18 protein-coding genes are annotated in these 17,475 nt (G+C 45.9%); 8 read left to right on the top strand and 10 right to left on the bottom strand.

From position 1 onward, the window contains the following. Nucleotides 1–16: 16 nt before the first annotated feature. Nucleotides 17–1,369: a solute carrier family 23 protein gene (locus MKY48_RS05795; RefSeq protein WP_339270771.1), complete on the top strand. Its 1,353-nt coding sequence runs from the start codon at nt 17–19 to the stop codon at nt 1,367–1,369. 150 nt (nt 1,370–1,519) lie between these two features. On the opposite strand, the gene MKY48_RS05790 is transcribed toward MKY48_RS05795, so the two are convergent. Beyond that, the gene (locus tag MKY48_RS05790) at nt 1,520–1,945 is read right to left on the bottom strand and encodes a DUF6157 family protein (RefSeq protein ID WP_339270770.1); all 426 of its coding nucleotides are present in this window, start codon (nt 1,943–1,945) and stop codon (nt 1,520–1,522) included. A 251-nt stretch (nt 1,946–2,196) separates the two neighbouring features. On the opposite strand from MKY48_RS05790, the gene MKY48_RS05785 reads away from it, so the two are divergent. After that, nucleotides 2,197–3,066, top strand: a complete 870-nt coding sequence (locus MKY48_RS05785; RefSeq protein WP_339270768.1) for an AraC family transcriptional regulator — start codon at nt 2,197–2,199, stop codon at nt 3,064–3,066. Between the two features lie 83 nt (nt 3,067–3,149). On the opposite strand, the gene MKY48_RS05780 is transcribed toward MKY48_RS05785, so the two are convergent. The 3 genes from MKY48_RS05780 to MKY48_RS05770 all read right to left on the bottom strand — a co-directional run bounded on the left by MKY48_RS05780 (nt 3,150) and on the right by MKY48_RS05770 (nt 5,726). Beyond that, nucleotides 3,150–3,734, bottom strand: coding sequence for a hypothetical protein (locus MKY48_RS05780; RefSeq protein ID WP_339270766.1), 585 nt, complete (start codon nt 3,732–3,734; stop codon nt 3,150–3,152). Nucleotides 3,735–4,501: 767 nt separating this feature from the next. Continuing rightward, nucleotides 4,502–5,239 (bottom strand): SMI1/KNR4 family protein, encoded by a 738-nt coding sequence (locus MKY48_RS05775; protein ID WP_339270764.1) that lies wholly within the window; start codon nt 5,237–5,239, stop codon nt 4,502–4,504. A gap of 112 nt (nt 5,240–5,351) precedes the next feature. Next, nucleotides 5,352–5,726 carry a hypothetical protein gene (locus tag MKY48_RS05770; RefSeq protein WP_339273397.1) on the bottom strand — a complete coding sequence of 125 codons (375 nt, stop codon included), beginning with the start codon at nt 5,724–5,726 and terminating at the stop codon, nt 5,352–5,354. A gap of 396 nt (nt 5,727–6,122) precedes the next feature. On the opposite strand from MKY48_RS05770, the gene ssuC reads away from it, so the two are divergent. The 6 genes from ssuC (at nt 6,123) to MKY48_RS05740 (ending at nt 11,901) form a co-directional block, all read left to right on the top strand. Beyond that, a complete protein-coding gene (ssuC, locus tag MKY48_RS05765) occupies nt 6,123–6,902 on the top strand; it encodes an aliphatic sulfonate ABC transporter permease SsuC (RefSeq protein ID WP_339270762.1) in 780 nt (259 codons plus the stop codon). 13 nt (nt 6,903–6,915) lie between these two features. Then, nucleotides 6,916–7,713 carry an ATP-binding cassette domain-containing protein gene (locus MKY48_RS05760; protein WP_339292489.1) on the top strand — a complete coding sequence of 266 codons (798 nt, stop codon included), beginning with the start codon at nt 6,916–6,918 and terminating at the stop codon, nt 7,711–7,713. Nucleotides 7,714–7,827: 114 nt separating this feature from the next. After that, nucleotides 7,828–8,844 carry an ABC transporter substrate-binding protein gene (locus MKY48_RS05755; RefSeq protein WP_339270760.1) on the top strand — a complete coding sequence of 339 codons (1,017 nt, stop codon included), beginning with the start codon at nt 7,828–7,830 and terminating at the stop codon, nt 8,842–8,844. Next, the gene (locus MKY48_RS05750; RefSeq protein WP_339270758.1) at nt 8,841–9,740 is read left to right on the top strand and encodes an aliphatic sulfonate ABC transporter substrate-binding protein; all 900 of its coding nucleotides are present in this window, start codon (nt 8,841–8,843) and stop codon (nt 9,738–9,740) included. The genes MKY48_RS05755 and MKY48_RS05750 overlap by 4 nt, the downstream gene beginning before the upstream one ends. A gap of 1 nt (nt 9,741) precedes the next feature. Then, nucleotides 9,742–10,884, top strand: coding sequence for an LLM class flavin-dependent oxidoreductase (locus MKY48_RS05745; protein WP_339270756.1), 1,143 nt, complete (start codon nt 9,742–9,744; stop codon nt 10,882–10,884). A gap of 27 nt (nt 10,885–10,911) precedes the next feature. Further along, on the top strand, nt 10,912–11,901 hold the full coding sequence (locus MKY48_RS05740) for an ABC transporter substrate-binding protein (protein ID WP_339270754.1): 990 nt from the start codon (nt 10,912–10,914) through the stop codon (nt 11,899–11,901). 338 nt (nt 11,902–12,239) lie between these two features. Here MKY48_RS05740 and MKY48_RS05735 read toward each other — a convergent pair whose 3' ends face one another. The 6 genes from MKY48_RS05735 to MKY48_RS05710 all read right to left on the bottom strand — a co-directional run bounded on the left by MKY48_RS05735 (nt 12,240) and on the right by MKY48_RS05710 (nt 17,440). Further along, nucleotides 12,240–12,656 carry a hypothetical protein gene (locus MKY48_RS05735; RefSeq protein WP_076326516.1) on the bottom strand — a complete coding sequence of 139 codons (417 nt, stop codon included), beginning with the start codon at nt 12,654–12,656 and terminating at the stop codon, nt 12,240–12,242. Between the two features lie 25 nt (nt 12,657–12,681). After that, the gene (locus MKY48_RS05730; RefSeq protein ID WP_339270752.1) at nt 12,682–13,716 is read right to left on the bottom strand and encodes an EndoU domain-containing protein; all 1,035 of its coding nucleotides are present in this window, start codon (nt 13,714–13,716) and stop codon (nt 12,682–12,684) included. Between the two features lie 36 nt (nt 13,717–13,752). Then, complete coding sequence (locus MKY48_RS05725; RefSeq protein WP_339270751.1) at nt 13,753–13,896, bottom strand: hypothetical protein; 144 nt, start codon at nt 13,894–13,896, stop codon at nt 13,753–13,755. Between the two features lie 394 nt (nt 13,897–14,290). Further along, nucleotides 14,291–14,620 (bottom strand): nucleoside triphosphate pyrophosphohydrolase, encoded by a 330-nt coding sequence (locus tag MKY48_RS05720; RefSeq protein WP_339270750.1) that lies wholly within the window; start codon nt 14,618–14,620, stop codon nt 14,291–14,293. 582 nt (nt 14,621–15,202) lie between these two features. Next, complete coding sequence (locus MKY48_RS05715; RefSeq protein ID WP_339270748.1) at nt 15,203–15,955, bottom strand: superoxide dismutase family protein; 753 nt, start codon at nt 15,953–15,955, stop codon at nt 15,203–15,205. Between the two features lie 249 nt (nt 15,956–16,204). Further along, on the bottom strand, nt 16,205–17,440 hold the full coding sequence (locus MKY48_RS05710) for a glycoside hydrolase family 16 protein (protein ID WP_339292488.1): 1,236 nt from the start codon (nt 17,438–17,440) through the stop codon (nt 16,205–16,207). Between the last annotated feature and the right edge of the window lie 35 nt (nt 17,441–17,475).

Genomic DNA, 17,475 nt, shown 5'->3' with positions numbered 1-17,475 from the left:
CGAGGTGTCCAGCGGAGTGAAAACACAAGCAGAAGAGCAAAATGACACGCAAACAACATCACAGCATTTAACGGTTCCTCCCGACGGCAAAATTTCATTCGGGAAATCCGCCATTCTCGGTTTACAGCATGTCGTCGCGATGGACGTCTATGTCGTTCCTTTCCTGATTGCCATGCTAATTGGCTTGGCGCCCAATCAGTCCAGCGCATTAATTCAATCCACGTTTATTGCAGCCGGGCTTGCCACAATCGTGCAAACGTATTTCTGTATGAAGCTGCCGATGGCGCAGGGTCCTTCCTATGTTCCTCTCGGCGCAATTGTCGCCATTTATGCCGCCAGCGGCGGCGGAGAGATGGGTTGGAGTTCCGTGCTGGGCGCGAGCTTAATTGGCGCGATCCTCGTGATTATTTTGGGGTATACGGGAGTCTTCAATAAAATCGTTACCTCCTTTATCCCGCCCATTGTCGGGGGCACGATCATCTTCATCGTCGGTCTGTCCTTATTGCCTGTTGCTATTCGAGACAATATCTACGGCGCCACGGACGCTACCATCAATCAGAACGTGCTGCTGGCCCTGATCTCAGCTGGTGCACTCATCCTGTTCGTGATCCTGGGTTCTTTGTTCCGCACAAGAGGCGCGATATTCCGCGTTACGTCCGTGATGGTCGCATTAATTATCGGATGTATCTCCGCTAACTTTATGGGTGTGCTGGACTTCAGCGCTGTCGCAAACGCCAAGTGGTTCAGCATGCCGCAGATTCCGTTTAAGGATTTTGGCTTCTCGTTCGACTTCTCGGCGATCATCACCATGATCATTATTTATCTCGTTCTGCTGGCAGAAACGACGGGGACATGGTTTGCCATCAGCAACGTTATTGATAAACCGTTAACCGATAAGAACATTAACCGTGGGGTCATTGGAGAAGGGATTAGCTGCCTGATTGCTTCGGGACTCGGCTCGACGCCGGTTACCGGCTATTCCACGAATGCAGGTATCATCTCCATCACGGGCGTAGCTAGTCGCCGAGTCTTTCTTGCGGTAGGTGGATGGTTTGTCCTCTTCGGCTGCTCCGGCAAATTGGCCGCGCTGATCTCCTCGATCCCAACTGCGGTCATCGGCGGCGTATTCGCAATCGTCTGCGGTATCATCTCGATTAACGGGATCCAGGTCATGAAGAACGAAAAAATCGGGGAAAAAGAAATGTACATTATCGCCATCCCGATGATTTTGACGTTAGCGTTAGTGCTCATTCCTAAAGATTTCTTGTACACGCTGCCTACGTTCGTGCAGTATTTGTTGGGCTCACCGATTCTGGCTGCTTCGCTTGCAGCGATCTTGTTGAATAAATTGCTGCCTAGTGCGAAGTAAGTTGTAGAGCGAGGCAATTGGAGTTATATGTAAGGTTTACAGAGCTGCCCCTAGAGAGACTACGTTTGTCGTAGGCTTTGGGGGTGGTTTTTTGTATATGGGGGACACTGATCAAATCAAACATGTGTTTTACTGAACCTGTGATTGCACTCACCTCCTCTTGTTTCTCATCGCGGCTAGCAGCTTCACATTCCCATAGGCTCTTTCCACGAAGCGCCGATAATCAGGGGATTCCACCGGAACGATCGCGATTTGCCCCTTTGCATTGAAATGAATACCCCACCCGTATTTCTTCGGGAGCATCGATGCTCTCAAGCATGGTTGCGGCTTCATATAAAACTCGTCTCGAATCTGGTTCCCTCTCTCGGCTAACTCTGCCTCCGGAATATTTTTGTGTCGGATATACACTTCGTACAAGAGCTCCTCCTGGGTATAGCCATACGGATGATTCGTGATTAACTCAAACTCGATGCCCGGCTTGGTTTTTCCGTCTTTCTTGTCTGGTGGCTGCGTTCCAGTCTCAACGGGGCAATCTGCGGCAACGGTAATAAACGTATCATAGTAATTCCAATCCATTTTCGTTCCTCCTAATCCAATATATAGAACCACTCATAACACATCGACTTATTTATATCCAATTATATCCCTCTATCCCTGACAGAATCGGTCAGTCATCTGACCGTTTTTTCGTATTTCCCCCTAATTCTATACAAATAATGAGGAGCCTCTGTTTAACAATTCGCGGATTGCGAATTGCCTTCTAAGCGGTATAACGCGTGTGGTATACTTAGCACAAAAAATTAGAGCACGTGACGAAGGGAGATAGTATGAACCATCATAGGATAATAGAACAAGCATTGATTCATATTGAGGAGAATTTAGAACAGCCTTTATCCGTGTCATCCGTTGCTCTTACTTTCAATATGTCTAAATATTATTTTCATAGGCTTTTCTCTGCCATGATGGGCTGTTCGTTAAATCAGTACATCCTATCTAGAAGATTGAATGCCGCTTTATCACTCATTTATAACAACAACTTATCGCTTACCGATATTGCTTATCAGTTAGCCTTTGGTACGCAAGCCTCATTCACCCGGGCATTCAAACAACATTACGGGATAGCTCCAAGTTCGCTAAGAGCAGGGTTCAATAAAATCTCTCCGACTCAAATACCTACTGTGGTTAAAAGACCATTTAAAAATATGAATGGTGATGTCGTCACGGATTTCACACTGACAGAGTTCAAAGAGACCCGAATAAGCGGGATTGCCTTTGAAGTAGACCTAGCCACTGATGATTACAAAAAGAAGATTCACTCTCATTCCAAAATGCTGTTGAATCATATTGATGAAAACATAAATGGTTCTTGTTTTGTCATTTATTCAAACTGTCAACCCAATTCAACCCGGTTCAAAGTTCTGTTCGGAATCCCAAGTGAAATTCAAATTCATAAACCCTTTTATTTCACGGTTGATGTACCGACTATTTTTTGTGCGAGGTTCAACTATTTTGGCGACCTGCTTGATATTGGAGAAGTGCTCAAAACAGACTATGCAAGATTCTTAAAGATTTCCAAGCAAGAGTCTGATCAATCGGATATTGAACTTATCCAAGTTTTTAATGACGTCCACAATCTGGATTCAACCTACCATATCTATGCACCCATCAAGAAACTCCCTGACGATCTGGAAATTTAATGTTGCACCGAGGAGCCAAACCGTCAGAGGAACTATTTATTTCATTCAAATAGGGAAGATCGAAGACATCTCTAATTCGATGCTTACTTACGTTCCGACCAAACAGTATATCCCATCCATATAAGAGCTAATCCCATAGGTATCGCTAATGCCCGATCAAACGGATGGGGGATGATTGCAGCAGCAATGGTCACTACAGAAGCGAAGGCCAGCAGAATTGCTGCTGGGCGAGGGAAGACTCTGGCACGTAATGTGGCGATGCCTAGCAACAGACCTCCTAGCATATACAATACTCCCGCGAGCGGTGCTAATATTGGGAAGATCCCCAGATCAACCTCGCTAACCGTTCCTCCAAAGAGTCCAGCCATTCCTTCCACAAACTTCTCAGCATCACTTGTCAGCAACGGCAAAACGAATGCTTCGATAAAACTAAAAATGATTGACATTAACCAGAACAGATTGAACAAAAGGAAACCGACCAAGCCAAGCCACCCCGCTTCTTTCGCTTGGCTTATATAGAATCCCGTAATTCCGATCAGGTTAAAGAGCGACATAGCCATAGTCAGGCATGCAACCACTACCCAAGAGTTTGTGTGCACAGAAGAGATATCATCTGTCGGGTGGATAAACTGAATGACGATATATAGAATACCTGCTATTACTGCCATAAATCCTGACCACCGTTTGAGAACATGTGGTGTTATTATAGATCTACTTACCTCTTTATTGTGCTCTATATTCACGATGATTCCTCCACTTCTAGGTATTAATAACATGATCGCCAAGTCTTTTCTCGACATGACAGGTTTTGACTCCAACCAACATTGAGGTTATTATGATTTTTTTTTGCTACGGCCCCTTCCTTATTATGTTTGTCGAATATAACTTAACAAATATAGCCTGCCCTTACTTTTCAAATCTTGCTGTAATTGGTGAAGGGATCGTGAGGAATCTTTAAACGAAAAAAAGCACCTCTCTCGAGATGCAAACGAATCTACAATATATTTCCCCCATTCAATCCATTGGACCGTAACCAACCATTCCCTCTTACTTGGGGTACGGTTCACCGCGCATAATCTTAAACTATTTTGCCTGTTAGTTTAATGACTTAGGATACGGTTCATCGTGAGGTCTGTTAAGGAATTCCAGCATGATGCCCGTGCAGGTTAAGAATGCACTGACATTCATGCTCCAATTCTGTTCACAGCTTGTCAAAACAAAAAGAAATAGGCCGCCCTAGGCAAGGGTGACGACCTATTTCTGAACCTTGTACAGCCTACCGCTCTTAAAAGCGGCAGTTGTTAGGAGTGTGGATGTTAGCAGCATCCTCAGTCCACTTTATTATATACATATTGTACCATAAAATTATCCATCAAATAGGTTCGTTCTATCCGCTACTTCTTACTTGCCTCCTCTTACTTGCTCCCTCAATCCCTCACTGAGCTGACAGATTCGTTCGAAATGAAGGCAAGTCAGTTGCCTTACTCATCTCGCTCAGCAAATCCTCCATGCTCGCTGGCTGAAAGGACGCCAGATATACAGCCAACGTTTCATCCGTCTCCTCTTCGGATACGTCAAGTTCAAACACGATCAGCACATCGTCCTTCAGATAGATTTTCCATGCATTCAGCTCTGATCCTTCCTCCATCTCATGCTCCGGTTCCTCCAGACGCATACATCTGCGATAGTCGGACAAGCTCCACATGCTCTCATCGAAAATGGCCCAATACGGCAGCCGATCCTCCACGCCCAACTGAACGAGTCCCTTGCCAGCGAGAAAACGTTGAAGCGATCGATTTTCCAGTTGCCAGTCGGGCGAGTTCCAAGCGCACAGATAAACCGGTGGATCTTCCTGTTCTAAATCCTGAAGTCGGATCCCGCAATATATTACGGATTCCTCTACTTGATAGAAGACCAGAAACGCCTTATCTGTCGTAAAAAATGTATCATCGGGAATGAACACATCCTGCAGAGGGAGCGGTTCATATTGATTATTGCACCCTTGGGTGGTATATGGGGATCGTCCCAAAATCTTATAATATTCCCGCAGCACCGTCGGCAATGGAAAACCCAGGCTCTGTTCCTTTGCTTGAATGTCCTCCTCCGGAATGCCGTGGGACCCCTTATGATGCTCTCCTAGTACATGGAGAAGTCCTTCGATTGTTGCTTTCATTTAGTTTGGTTAACCTCCTCGATGTATATCGTTCAACAAGCTTCTGCGAGTTCTTCTAGAGAATATTGATACGCTTCGCAACGAATACAATCTAATTTATTCAATCTAACAATCATGAATTTAATAAGTCTGAAACTGAAACCTTTTTCCAGTCTTCAAGTCCTACTAAATTTAGTATCCGTTCTTTTTCTGAAGCATCAAATTTGTCGGTATCCTTTTTAAGACTCCCTTCAAATTCCTTCATGTACTGCTCATTACTTGTGTCGGTAACATACATATAATAGACATCTTGGATCGTATCTCCGTTGCGAAATTGAAACTGAAAGACATACATTTGTTTAATTTCTTGAATATTGGGCAGTTGTTCGGGTTCTCCACTCTGTGGCCATTGTGCGGCATTCCTTAGCAAATCAGGGTCACTTTGAACATTGATCAGTTCGGGTTGAACGTGATGGGTATCGTTACGGTACAAATAGATATTTACCATCTCCAACGAGCCGGATTCTTCTATTCGATCCGGGTTTCTTGGCGAACAGGAAGTTAGGAGGGAAGCAACAAGAACAACATACAATAGGGCTACTTTATTGTTAATATGAAACACTCCTATATATCACTTCAATTAAGAACGTATTTTCCGTATGGGAGAATATACATTACACCATATTTTAACATAGCCTCTTCCATAGACTATAGACTCGCATATTTCCGGTTGACGAAACCAAAATCGGGAAGTATAATCAAATCCATATTAAACTTATAGGAATTATTAAACATTAAATGATACCGACCATTCAAATGGAGGTCACAACCTCAGCAGATATTGTGCTGGCGTTGTGGCCTTTTTCTTTTGATCCTATTTTTGAAGGCTAGGTGAGTTGAAGTGATGAGAAAGCTCATGTCCAATCCCATCATCGAAAAATGTTTGCCTTGGGTTCTCCCCATCTTACTAATCGTTGTGTGGGCTATATTATCCAATCTTGACGTGATTTCGAGGAAAATCCTCCCCCTGCCTCAGGACGTTTTATTTTCTTTCAGAGATTTGCTGTTATCAGGAGAATTAATCGAGCATATTTCAATTAGTTTTCAAAGAGCGTTCATTGGTTTCTTAATCGGCGGGGGGATCGGTCTTGTGCTGGGTTTCATCAACGGCTTATCTTCCATCGCTGAAAAATTGTTAGATACGACGATTCAAATGGTACGCAATGTTCCTCATCTGGCGATGATTCCATTAGTCGTTCTATGGTTTGGCATTGGCGAAGAGTCGAAAATATTCTTGGTCGCGGTTGGCGTGTTATTTCCGGTCTACATCAATACCTTGCACGGCATCCGCTCCGTGGACAACGGATTGATCGAAATGGGGAACGTATACGGGCTGCGCTCAGCTTCGCTCTTTTGGAAAGTCGTTCTGCCTGGCGCACTTCCTTCCATTTTAGTCGGACTCCGCTACGCTTTAGGCATCATGTGGTTGACTTTAATCGTATCCGAAACGATTGCTACGAATTCGGGAATCGGCTTTCTTGCCATGAACGCAAGAGAATACATGCAAACCGACATTATTCTTCTTACCATTTTGCTTTATGCCTTATTTGGAAAACTGGCCGATTCCATCGCCAAGCTCCTAGAGAAGCGGTTTTTACAATGGAACCCGAATTATCAAAAGTAAGCTCTGAAAGGATGTGTCGACCCTGATTTCCTCTACCCATGGTGTACACCTACGTATAACCAAATTACAGAAAAGCTTCGGCGAACAGACTGTGCTTCGAGGCATTGAGCTAGACGTGAAGCCAGGAGAGTTCATTGCCATCATCGGGCGAAGCGGCTGCGGGAAAAGCACGTTATTGCGCGTGATCGCCGGATTGGAACCCTCCACGTCGGGAGACATATGGATTAATGACCATCCGGTTCAGCATGTGCATGCCGAAACTCGGATGATGTTTCAAGATGCAAGGCTGTTGCCTTGGAATAAGGTCATCGATAATGTAGCGATCGGACTTCGAAAAGAAGACCGTCATAAAGCCGAAGCCGCCTTAGACCAGGTTGGGCTAGGAACGCGGGCGAATGAATGGCCGTCCGTGCTGTCCGGCGGTCAGAAACAACGAGTCGCCTTAGCAAGAGCGTTAGCCAGCCAGCCAAAATTATTGTTGCTCGATGAACCTTTAGGCGCGCTGGATGCATTGACCCGCATCGAAATGCAGCAATTAATCGAATCGTTGTGGAAGCAGCAGCAATTTACGACCGTCTTGATTACCCACGATGTCGAAGAGGCTGTCGTCCTGGCCGATCGCGTAGTACTCATTGAGGAAGGCCGGATCGCGATGGATCGAATTGTCCCTTTCTCACGTCCGCGTCAACGGGGAAATGCCGAAGTGGCAGCATTCATCGATCACATCCTGAAACGGGTCATGGGCATAACCGAAATGGAAAGCCGAAATGAAGCAGAGGACCTCCCCTACCCATTAAAGAAAGGGTCATAGATTCTAACATAAGCCCGCTTGTAAGGCTTAATGGATAACCATTTCTTGAAGGAGGTGGATCAAAAGCGAGCGATGACAGGACGTGAAACCGAAAAAAGAAAGGAGCCCTGAAGCATGCCTAACATCGATAACCCGCAAGAAATCGTGAAGGAAATTAGGATTACACGCTGCCCGGTTCCGACAGCAGCCAGTTTGGCCCTTGACCTAGGGCTTCTTCAACAGGAGCTTGAAAAGTCCGGATGTACGGCGGCGGAACTAACAAGAAACGCCAATCACGCTTTGCCTCATGCGCATTTTAATCACACCTTGCCTTTCCTGGTGCGGGAAGGAGGAAACATTCCGGCTTTATGGGCACGCTCAACCGGGAGCGATACGCGGCTTATCGGACTAAGCTGGGTCGATGAATATCAAGCGATCCTTACCCTTCCCGACTCGGATATTCAGGGGCCTGGCGATTTGCGTGGAAAAAGAATCGGAATTCCTCGCCATCGTTATTTAGAAATTGATTTTCGAGCGGCCCAAGCGCTTCGCGGTTTTCATAATGCGCTCTCGCTTGCAAATCTTACGCTGGATGAAGTCAACATCGTTCATCTTGAGGCGGTTCCTGAAGGAAGAAGGGATTCATGGAATACCGAGATCGAGGCGCTGCAGCGACGGGAGATCGATGCCGTTTTTGTCAAAGGAGCCACCGGGCTTGAGGCCGCCCGCACGGTCGCCGTGAAGGAAGTGATCGAGCTTGGGTTCCATCCGGATCCGCTGGTGCGAGTCAACAATGGCGTGCCCCGAACCGTGACCGTCGATACGGCATTGACGGAGCAGGAACATGTCGTTGAACAGATTCTCACTTCTCTGCTTCGCGCCGCTGATTGGTCCAAAGATCATCCCAATGATTTCATTCGGGTCGTTACAAAAGAAACCGGCGCTTCATCCGAATATGTGGCCTCCGCTTACCGTAATATTTCGCTTCGACCGGCACTACGCGAAGACTATCTAACGGCGCTTGATGCCCAAAGCAGGTTCCTGTTCGAGCATGGTTTCATCCCGAATCCCGTGAACGTATGGGACTGGAGTCTTCCAGAACCATTAGCCGCGGCTGAACAAAACATAGCCAAAGGAGTGTCCCTCACATGACTCAAACGAAAGCAGACGTAACCATCGGCGTTCATCCCAATAATCATTCGTTATTCGTATTGCGCCGCTTAGGCTTTTTAGAAGAGATTCTTAAAGACCATAACGCATCCGTTGCTTGGGTCGATTACACCGATGGAGCGAAGACGCCTCTACGTATCGCTTCTGGAGAAATCGACTTTGGAGGTACAGGGTCTACGCCGCCGTTAACCGCGCAGGCTTCGGATATCGATATTGTGTACGTTGCGGTATCTAATCCTCGTACAGCTAGCGGAGCCTTAGTCATTCGCAAAGAGTCGCCGGTGCAATCCGTTGCGGAATTGAAAGGTTTGCGCATTGCGCTTTCCGAAGGGTCCTGGCATACAAGTTTTCTGGCAACCGCTCTCGATAAAGAAGGCCTTCTATATGATGATGTCGCTCGTGCGGATATAGGCAATGAGGGGGCCAATGCATTGCTGGCGGGCGAAGTGGAGGCATGGGTCGGCAACGACCCGCAGCTGACGGAGCTGCATAACAAAGGACTCGTTCGTACGCTGGTGCCGCTTGAATCCCATATCTCTCACCGTTCCGTATGGTTTGCCGACCGGGATTTTGCGACAAATCGACCGCAGCTGCTCAAGGCCGTTGTCGAAGCTCTGCAGCAGGCCGATGCGTGGATTCAAGAAAATACGCGCGAAGCGGCGGAGCTGTTTGCCCGGGACTTGCCCCATTGGCCTTCCGTGGAATCATGGGAAGCCGCGCTTCGGCGCAGACCTTGGGGGCTGCAGCCGATTACCGAAGAATTCATAACTGAACAGCAGCAGGTTGCCGATCTGTTAGCGCGACAGCACATTTTGCCTAAGGAAATTGTCGTTTCAGATGCCGTTTTGCCTGTACCCGTAGAAATTGGAGGAGAATAACGTGGCTGCACATAAAGACAACGTTGAAGTGTATTGGTATTTAACAGCGCCGGATGGCCGCAGCCCTTGGTCAACGGAGGGCGCTCGCAAAATCGATTTACCTTACCTAAGGCAGATTGCCTCGGCTGTTGACCAATTAGGGTTTACCGGTGCACTGCTTGCAACGGGCCCGCATGATACGTGGGTACTGGGATCATCCCTCATATCCAGCACGAACAACATGCGTTTTCTAATCGCTGTTCATCCACCGTTGATTTCGCCCGTGCTGGCCGCGAAAATGGCGCAAACCTTCGATGATTTTTCCGGAGGACACGTATTATTAAACATCGTGAACGGAAACACGGCGCAAATGCGCGCCTATGGTTCAACGCTTGGGCATGATGAACGCTATGCCTACACGGATGAATGGATTGAAGTATGGAAACAAGCGGTGGCCGGAGACAGCCTAGACTTCCATGGCAAGTATATCACGGCTGAAGGCAAAGCCTTACAGCTCACCTCCACGCAGAAGCCAACGCCGCCCCTGTGGTTCGGCGGATCGTCGCAAGCGGCTCACCTCACGGCAGCCAAGCATATCGATACGTACCTGAGCTGGGGGGAAACGCCTCCGCAAGTCGCAGAGAAGATTCAAGATCTTCAAGCTTTAGCTGCTGAGCAAGGCCGTACCATGCGGTATGGCATCCGGTTATACCTGATCGTTCGAGATACGGACGAAGAAGCTTGGCAAGAAGTGGATCGGCTGCTCAAGACGATGGATCCGCAAACCGTGGAAAATATGCAGAAGGTCCTTCGTAATAGCGATTCGGTGGGGCAGCAGCGGATGCTTGGCAATCACAACGGCCAAATTCCTAAAGACGCTCGGGAGCTTGAAATTTATCCGGATTTATGGGCCGGGATGAGTCTGGTAAGACCAGGTCCGGGCACAACGATCGTAGGCAGTCCGGCAACCGTTTTGGCGCGCTTAAGAGAGTATCAAGATGCGGGCATTTCAACCTTTATTTTCTCCGGTGTTCCACTGCTCGAAGAAGCTTATCGTGTAGGAGAATACATCCTGCCCCATCTATTCATTGACGGTGAGGCCGCAACGACACCGAAGCAAGAAGAACAGGAGAAGGTTTTCACTTGGGCTCATCAGATCCACTAAATGATCAGGCAAAAAGGGAAGTGTCCTATGCGAAAAATAAGCTTTCATTTACTATTCATATTTCTATTAGTAACGTTAGCGGCTTGTGGTAAAGCCGGTCAAGCGAAACAAGCCAACCCTGAGGATGATGAGGCCGTACCCGTTCGTCTAGGCATACTGCGCAGTGCTCAGCCATTAAGTTTATCCGATGAAGGCGGGCCCCTGTATAAAAGGCTTGAAGCAGCCGGAGCGAAAGTTGAAAAAACCGGCGGTTTTGCGGCCATGTCTCCGGCGATCGAAGCGTTAAACGCTGATTCCATCGATATCACGATTGGCTCGATCACTGCTGCAATTAGTGCTCTTGTAGGTGGATCATCCGAATTCACCATTTTTACGAAGCAGCCTGGCGATCAAGATAATCAAGGCATTGTCGCCAAGCCGGAAGCCGGCATTAAGAGTCCTTCCGACCTTCGAGGTAAGAAGATCGCTGTAAACCGCGGCGGTACCGGCGAATACCTACTATATAAAGCGCTGGAGAAAGGTGGACTCGATGCAAGCGAAGTCGAGATTGTCTATCTTCCGCCAACGGAAGCAGGGCCTGCCTTTGAGAGCGGGCAAGTCGATGCTTGGGCGACATGGGGTTCGTTTACAGCCGTTGCGCTCGTCGACTTCGGTGCAGAGCTGGTCATATCCGCAGGCGACATCGAATCTGACAATGATACGGTGTATATTGTTCGAAATGGCTTCCTGAAGGAACATTCTGAACTCGTTCGTGAAGTATTTGAAGGGTTGAATGAAGAGGCTTCGCTTCTATCTAAAGACGTCGATCACACCGTCCAATTAATTCAAGAGATCCAAGGCGTCTCCGAACCCGTTGCTCGTCAACAATTAGAAGGCTCTTTATTCCCGCTAGCCCCTATTGATGACACCGTCCGCCAACGTTGGCAAGCAGTGGCCGATTATATGTTTGAGAAAGGGATTATTCCGAATGAAGTTGATGTTATATCTAATACGGTGGATGTGAGGACGTTGAAGTGAAGCCGTTGAGGAAGATCTAAGAGGAGCGAAGTACAGGCAAAAATCGTTAGGGTGGAACCATTCGAGGACACGAAGTCTATTGAGGACTTTGTGTCCTTTTTTTCAGCTACTAACGTAAATAGTTACTTAGAGATCCGGGAAAGAGGACGGAGAAATCTATATACGCCCTCCGATTCGAAAATTCACTTAAGTAGACTTGTGGTTAAATATTTTGTCTTATACTGATCTAAAACGTTATTGATCATTAATGTTTGATGGGTTCATACAGTACTGGGTAGCCCCCTCCAAAAAAAGAAACCTTGAAAGACCTAAAACCAATCAAGGTATAGAGCGCAAAATTACGAATGTATTTTTGAAAGAAAATCTTGAAGCATATTTTTCACTGGTAAGCTCGATGTTTGCGATAAAATGCTATTAACACGTTGTATTATTATGGGATTATCTAATATCATTTTCTTACTATCTTGATTTGTAAAACTTCTTAGTGTGTCAATGCATATCTCGAACAACTCAACATCATTAGTGCTCAGTAATGCTATTAAAATGTTAAGTTCATACATATTGCACTCATTATCTAAACAATATGCCAATTTTCTTTGCCATTCTACTGGTTTACTTAGTACTTGATTAGATAATTCATCCCAATCACTTGGACTAAATTCTGCAAGGATCTCGTTTGCAATGACACAGCCATCATCGTACCACGAATCTACTGTTGTATCCGCAGATAATAGGTTATCTAGTTCTTTGTACATATACATTGCCTCCATTAATGTTGAATTAAAAACCTGCTGGGCGAGATGCATTTACTGTTCCTGTTGGATAACCACTGGTCACATTTTCACCAGCTTTAATTACATCAATTTCAACACCATTAACAACAGCTCTATGCCAAGTTGCCCCATCTCTTAACCTGGTAGAAATAGCTGGTGCATTACCAACATTAGTTATGCTATTTAGAATTTGTTCTTCAGTCCAAGACTCTGGAAAGAGTGTACTTGTTTTAATTTTAGAAAGATTTCCATCTAGGAATTGTGTGGTAAACCTTACTTTTCTCGTACCATCAGGGTTAATCGAGATCTCTTCAACTGCATAATTTGGATTACGGTTAGTGATTTCAGGAGAATGCCCACCTATTAAGTCATTCTTATTTGGGTTTTTGCGTTGTCCCTCCAATATCTTATCTTTCATTTCTGGACTAATAACAGTACTGTTTGTTGGTATAACTTTACCAACCTCACCTGACCCCTCAGCTTTCTTCGGCGTTCCTCCTCCATCTCCACTCGAATCATGCTTCAAGCCATCATTACCTTTTCTAACTTCATATTTAACAGATGGACTCAATATATCTTTCGGTTTCATAAGAGGTACTGTTGCACCCGTAGCAATTCCTGCTGCTCCAATGATACTAGCAACATGTTCTGTAGACCATGCATTTATAGGAAAAATGGCTTCTCTAATAGTTCCATGTACTCCAAAGGTCTTACCATTGGCGAAGTGATTCGGGGAATCAAAAAGCTTATCAGCCCTTTCCACATAACCTTGGTAAGCACCTTTGGGTACGCCAGCTGTCCAGTAATCCAAAAAGCTCCACACCGAAGAATACCGTTTATCATATCTCTCGTTAGAAGCAGCCATTATTCCGTTTCCTAATTCTTTCAAGCTGCCCCAGGCCTCTTCAAGCCAAGTCTTGGGCTCCTCTTTGCTGCCTACCAGAGCAAGAGGTAATAGTTCTTCATCTACTAATATAAATCTATAAGCAATGCGTTTTAATTCATCACTAATTGATCTCATATATTCAATCGTCTGGGTCATTTCGCTGCGGGCTCTATGAAAATCTTCAAAAAAACGCTACCGCGTCGTTCCCTCCCACATCAGCATGGTATCCATTTGATGGTCCAGGGAACTTATTCTCCATTCCATTTGCAGGGACTCTATACGGAACTTCTCAGCGACTTGAATCAGCAACTCGGGTGGAACCTGGATTTTGGGCATTTATTTCACTCCATTATTCGCTAAACAGATTATACTCAAATACAAATAACTGAAATTGAGAAAGTTAAAAAAGCGCCTACGTTGCTAACGATTAATGCACTTGCAAGGGCGCTTCATGTAAATGCATCGCCCTTCTTATGTATTAATGATTTATCCGATCCGTTTCTTCTTTCTCCAGGCATCAACTTATTCTTGAGCGCGATCCCGTTAATTAATTGAATGTTCAATCGTTCAGTGTCTCTGCTGGTGTCCCCGTTCGATCGCACTTTTCAAATGGGGAGCCAATAAACGCCCCCCTGATTGCATAACGAAGGAAGTCATAATATAGATTCCGGAAGCATTCTGCATCCTGGTGATTAAATCGTCTGCTAAGTTTTCCGTAATCAGTTTGACATTAAGCGTTGTCGTCGACATCGATTAGATACACCCGTTCTTGGAATCCGCCTCGAGCTTCCTCCTTCTTCTCTCTCAAGGCTTCAAGCTCTTCCCATGTTGCTCCATGTACCACCGCCAATGCCCGGATAACCTCAAGCATATCTGCAAGTTCTTCCAATGACTCCTTTGAACTTTCAGCGGCAAAGTACTCTTCCGACTCTTCTTTCAGCTTTATGATCAATTCTTTCTTATACTCTTCCTCATCCAAGATCCGTGTGCGAAATTCTTTGCCTGTAGATTCAATGACTTGGGGAATCATATCCCGAACTAGCTTGTTGTAAACCGGCATAGATTCTCATCCTTTACATGGTTAATTATGTATTTACATTGTATCATATCAAAGAAGCATTCCTGACGTTATACGAAGTAATAGCTAGAAGGGAGTTCTTTTTTTACAATCACCGCAACTGTCAGATAGATACTTAATTAATGCGAAATTTCCCATTCTAATGGGTCCTACATTTTACATCTACGGTCTTTTTTCAACTATAATTAGTGGTCTGCTACAAACTACTAAACTCCTGAGTACTTGGATATTAGAATTAACTAACCCTATACGGCATATCCGCAAAAAGCAACAACGGTCCGAATAACGGAAAGCCAAAACCATCAAAAACTCTAAATCATGGACAACCCAACGGTAAATCCGTATACCTGTTCTGATCCAAACCGGAACTTCGATGATCCCTCTACAGTATGGCAGTCAATCGTTAACGACGTATCCACCAAGATTACACCTTACATAAACTACTCCACCAGTTCCTTCTCTCCCCTTCGTTGCACAGCCATCAAAAAAACGCACCTCCCTGTGGAGATGCGTTTTTCACTGGATTTCATATGCTGCAAACCGATGTACTATCAACTTACTAGATTACTCCGGAATATTCCCGCCAGCCACACGGTCGCCGGAATTACCCGCTGGATCGGTTACGCCATCATCTTCGCCGGCATGAATGATCAGCGAGCGTCCCAGCACCGAATTAGGCTGATTCTTTTCAAGTGTGCCATGCTGAATGATCATCTCCGCTTCAACGGTGCCGTCTGCGCCGACGACCAGGTTCGGCATGTCGCCAACATGGCTTCCTTGCGGATTCTCAAGGCCATGATGCTTGTCGGTCGGATTAAAATGCCTTCCGGCAGATTTAAAATCTGTTCCCTGTATCACATTCTCATGCACATGGAACCCATGCTTGCCTGGAGTGAGACCGGATGCGGTAATCTTCACCTTCACCCCGTCATTGATCTGCTCCAAGGTAGTGGAACCAACAGGCTCGCTCGCCGCATTGTACAGCTTGACCACGGGAAGTCCCAAAGAGATCGTTCGGGAAGCTTGCTCCCAATACACGGGCTGGCCGACCAGATCAGAAACGATGCGAACAGGCACGTAAGTCGTGCCGTTGTGAATAATGGAATCCGGGGCCGCCGTCCCTTGGTTCATGAATTGACCGGCAGGTGTAGAGTGGTCCTTGCCATTGACGTAGTAGCTTATTTTAGATGTTGCGTGTTTAATCGCATCTACGGCTCCTTCGGGATTGGCAGCCGCCAGCGAAAATCCTGAAAACAGCATGGCACCAGCAAGAAATGCTCCGGCCATATGTTTCAACTTGTAGGTCTTCTTCTTCACTTCATCGCCTCCTGATGATGGTATTCATACATCTCCCAATACCCTGATCTTATACGTTTCAACCGTTATTTTATGGGTTTGAGGCTTTCGGCGTTGGTCATTGATTCCAAAGACATGTACAAGTGATAAACGAATAAACTACAATGAGGTAACTACGACCGCTTCAGTTTAGGCCATCCATCCATTTCCTACCGGCCATGTGTACAGCCAACAGTTCATCCGTCTCCGCTTCGGATCAGCTCTGATCTATTACGCCTTTGTGCTCAAATAGACAGCTATGTCCTGGATAAGATACGTTCCTGTTTCTTGACTCTCATTGAAGGCTTGAATAACCAAGCGAATCGACTTAGCCTGCTCTACTTGGGCAAACCTGACTTCGAACGTTTCTAACTCATTCTCACGATAACTCCATGCAACCTGCCCGGATTCACCCACTTTACGCCAATCGGATACACCATCTGGAGATATTTCAATATCCCACTGTGTCGGGCCATGCTTCAATCCCGCTCGTGTCGTTAACGATACCATATCAAATGCTTTCGGTTCCATCCAATCCAAATAAATATAGTGAGGTAATGACTCTTCCGGTTTGCTGATTAGAGCGGTATTCGGATCGCCGTCATTGATATAACAAATATGCGATTGTGCGTTGTACAAATCTCCCCAGGTAATATCGTTACCTACTCCGCTAATGGCAAACCGGGCGAGATTGCCTTCCGTTCCTTCGAGCGGAATGAGCTCCATAGGCATCCCCTCGCGCTTATATACCCTTAAATAATCAACGAGGAACTCCTTCGGATACGGAATGGATCGATCCAGGTCGCCAATCCATCCCCCATCGCCATCATTAATCTGGAGCAATGTAACCATCGGATAATCCGGTGACTGATCGATTTCCCAATATAGCTCATGATCCAGGTAGAACTTCATACCGGATTCATCCCACTCAAAGCCGTATACGTGAAAATCTTCAGATAAGTCTACATCCGTACGATACGGAATATGGGCGTACTTCAACTTCGTATCACGTAATGAATGAAGTGTTGTATTCAGTAAATGTGTGTCTTTGCCTAACATTTCAAAAATGTCGACTTCAGCATTTTGCTCCTTCTCATTTTCGAACCCGATCATCCACCAAGCTGAATTAAGCCCGCTCCCTTTCGCCACCTTCGCACGTAACTCGAAGTAACCATATTTCGTCACAAGGTTCATGAAGGCACGATCATGATGGTTTAGTCCGAAATTATCACCGTATCGGTGTAGTCCGTCTCGCATCCCCGTAACAATAGCGGATACACGCTTATGCTCATCAGGCAGTTGTAACACGATACAGCTATCACGTAATTGATAGGTCGCCTTTGCTTCCTCTAATGTCTTCCAATGGGATAACCCGTAGGGTGAGAACTTCGTCTGGTCGAGCGTTTCCCCATCAAACTCTTCATGAAATACGAGGGTCCAGCCTTCCTTATGCAACATATCTGTCATGATTTTACTCGCTCCTATTCCGTACTCTATTTTGT

This window comes from Paenibacillus sp. FSL W8-0187 (assembly GCF_037969755.1).
GTDB lineage: Bacteria > Bacillota > Bacilli > Paenibacillales > Paenibacillaceae > Paenibacillus_AQ.
The sequence above is the reverse complement of the archived record's forward strand: the minus strand, read 5'-3'. Positions and strand labels throughout refer to the sequence as shown.